This window comes from Nonomuraea sp. K271, from assembly GCF_009908215.1.
Taxonomy (GTDB): domain Bacteria; phylum Actinomycetota; class Actinomycetes; order Streptosporangiales; family Streptosporangiaceae; genus Nonomuraea; species Nonomuraea longispora.
In genome coordinates this window covers 1-2,925 of sequence record NZ_JAAAHR010000332.1, presented here as the reverse complement: position 1 = coordinate 2,925, position 2,925 = coordinate 1, and the positions used below count along the sequence as shown (strand labels likewise).

The following is a 2,925-nucleotide window of genomic DNA, read 5'->3' as shown; positions in this document are numbered from 1 at the left end:
GAGCGGGGCGAGCGGGGGCGCTCCTCGCGGTGCGCCGGCGCTCATGGTGAAGGCGGCCAGGTCGGTGGCGGCCGGACGGGCGGCGGGGTCCTTGGAGGTGGCCTTCATCACCAGGTCCGCCAGCTCGCCCGGCACACCGGCGGGCAGCGGCGGAGGGCTCTCCGTCAGGACCCCGAGCGTGAACCTGGCCGTGCTCCCCGGCCCGTCGAGCGGGAACGCGGGCCGCCCCGCGAGCAGCTCGTACACCATCGACCCGAGCGCGTACACGTCCGACGCGGGCTCCGGCGCGCGGCCCTCCAGCTCCTCCGGCGCCGCGTGCACCGAGGGCACGGTCCCGTCGGGCAGTTCCACGATGGACATCAGCGCGGACATCGCGAACCCGGTGAGCGCGACGCCGCCAGCCGTCACGATGACGTTCTCCGGCTTGACGCGCCCGTGTACGCCGTCCACCGCGTGGGTGGCCGCGAGCGCCCCGGCCACCGCCCGCAGCAGCCCCGCCGCCTGGGCGGGCGGCATCGGCAGGCTGCGGCCGGGCCGGTCGCCCAGCGTAAGTCCCTCGTGCACCGGCGTCACCAGGTACGGCCGCCCGTCGCCCGTCGCCCCGACCTCCAGCACCGGGATCACGCCCGCGTGGGCGGCCAGCGGCTCGGGAAAGCCGAATCCGCGTATGATCCGCTTGAGCGCCCGCTTGTCCACCCGGTGGCAGGCGAGCGTCTTGACCAGGACGTCGGTCCCGGCCGCCGCGGACCGGGCGAGGTGCACGGCCCAGGGGCCGTCCTGGCCTGCCCGCTCCAGCAGCCGGTAGCCGCGGACGCGTTCGGTGATCACCGTCATGCGACCACGGACGGGCCGCCCATGTCATCGGTCTCGAAGGCCTCGTCCTCCACCAGCGGGAGCCTGGCGCGGTCCCGGTCGCGCTCCTGGCCGCCTTGCCCGGCGCCGCCCATCATGGGCGGGATCATGCCCATCGGCATGCCGCCCGCCCCGAGCCGCCCGCCGCCAGGAGGCGCCGTCGCCGCGCTCCCAAGCTGCGTGGCGGGGGCGCTGCCCGAAGGAGCGCCCGGCCCGGTGGGTCCCGGCCCGAGCGTGGTGGGACCGGGGTTGCCCGGGGTCTGAGGCACGCCGGACAGGTCCGTCGCGGAGGGGGTCTGGGGCAGGTCCGGCGTCTTCACCTCAGGGGTCTTCAGGTCCGGCGTCTTCAGGTCGGGGTTCTGAGCGGGGTCCTGCAGCGACGGGTCCTTGAGCGAGGGGTCCTGCTGGGACGGGTCCTGCTGCGACGGGTCCTGGAGGGAGGGGTCCTGCAACGACGGGTCCTTGAGCGACGGGTCATCGAGGGACGGGTCATCGAGGGACGGGTCATCGAGGGACGGGTCGTTCAGGCCGGGGAGGTCCGGGCCGCCCAGCCCGGGTGTGGCGCCGAGATCGGGCGAGCCGTACGGGGAGCCCAGCCCCGACCCCGCGTACGGGCCGCCGATGCCCCCGGCGGGGAGATTCTGCGTGTCGAACGGGTTCATCGGCCCGGTCTGCGGCGGCTTCGACCGTTGCTCGACGTAGTCGCCCATGGCGGTGTACGCCTCGCCCATGAAGCGGTTGAGCTGCCGCAGGTGGTGCCGGGCGAGGGCGTGGCCGTTGGTGTCGCTGCCGAAGAAGTCGCCGATCGAGTCGTCGAGCCCGACGCTGCCCGTCCTCGGCACGTTGTGGTGGAACCAGGGGAGCACCTCCTCGCCGTACCACCGGAGGGGCTCGCCGACGGAGCGGGCGGCGAAGCTGATGCGCGCGAGGTCCTTCTGCAGTTCCCCGATGGTCTTGAAGACCTGTTCGAGGGTCTCGCCGCCGAGCGTCTCCGCGATGACCCCGGCCTGCCTGTGCAGCAGTTCCACGGACTCCTCGCACATGTCGGCGATCGCCTTGTAGTGCCTGCCCGCCTCGGCGACCCGGTCCGGCTTGGTGCTCTGGATGAGCGCGGAGACGCCGTCGCTGCTCTCCGCGTCACCGCCACCGCCGCCGACGGGCATGGTGTCCTCGATCTGCGGCGCCCTGGTGTCCTTGAGCGGTTCGACCCAGTAGTCAGTCATCTTTTCTCGTCAAATGCGCGGGATCAGGTGAGGCGGCCCAGGTCGCCCGCGGCGGCCCGGTCGGCGTTCTTGGCGGTTCTGACGGTGTCGTCGAGCGCCTGCATCACGGCGGAGTACACCTGGTAGACGCGGTCGACGGCCGATGTCAGCGTGGACTGTGCCTTGTCGGTGGTCATCTTGAAGTCGGCGGCGGCCTGCCAGGTGCCGAGCTCCCGGTCGCTCAGCGCGGCGAGCTGGAGGCGCACCTTGAGGCTCTGCCCGCCCGTCTCGCCCTGCAGGCGCTCCAGGTCACGCCGGAGCTGCTCCACGGGGGACGTCGGCAGGGCCTTGCCGGTGCCGGGGTCCTCGTAGGCGTCGACCTTGATGAACGACTCACCCTTGGCCGTGCCGGGGTCGACGCGGTTGCGGGCGAGCAGGTCGCCGAACTCCTCCTTGCTGGGAGGGGCGGGCGGCTCGGCGGGGTAGTCGCCGTTGCGGTGGAAGTGGATGTGGTCGCTGTACGCTTCCTCGACGTTGTCGGGGTCGTAGTCGTACTCCTCGCCGCTCCCGTTTCCCTCGTAGGTCCTGACGAGCGTCGGACGCTGCTCGACCGACAGGCCCAGGCCTGGCCTCGGGTCGCCGTGCGCGTCGCCGCCCTCGGCCTGAGGTGTCCCCATGCTCCACCCTCCACGTCGACGGACCTGCAGACACCTGCCTATCTCGCGCCTGACCTGGCAAGGCCTTATTTCAAGATATTTGTAAGAGAGCGAACACAAAACGGAAATATCGCCAAACTCCGTACTGTGCCTTTCTCCTGGACCGGCGCAGCGGCCATCGGGCTGGCGCTCGCCCTCAGCCCCACCCCCTCACC

General features: G+C 72.1%; 3 protein-coding genes. All 3 read right to left on the bottom strand.

Annotation, left to right across the window (positions count from 1 at the left end; all coding sequences use genetic code 11):
• A partial coding sequence (locus GUY59_RS46545) for a serine/threonine-protein kinase (RefSeq protein WP_138208844.1) occupies positions 1-834 on the bottom strand: 834 nt, incomplete at its 3' end.
• Positions 831-2,075 carry a hypothetical protein gene (locus tag GUY59_RS46540; protein WP_161715120.1) on the bottom strand — a complete coding sequence of 415 codons (1,245 nt, stop codon included), beginning with the start codon at positions 2,073-2,075 and terminating at the stop codon, positions 831-833. The genes GUY59_RS46540 and GUY59_RS46545, both read right to left, overlap by 4 nt.
• 23 nt (positions 2,076-2,098) lie before the next feature.
• On the bottom strand, positions 2,099-2,731 hold the full coding sequence (locus GUY59_RS46535) for a hypothetical protein (RefSeq protein WP_138208837.1): 633 nt from the start codon (positions 2,729-2,731) through the stop codon (positions 2,099-2,101).
• Between the last annotated feature and the right edge of the window lie 194 nt (positions 2,732-2,925).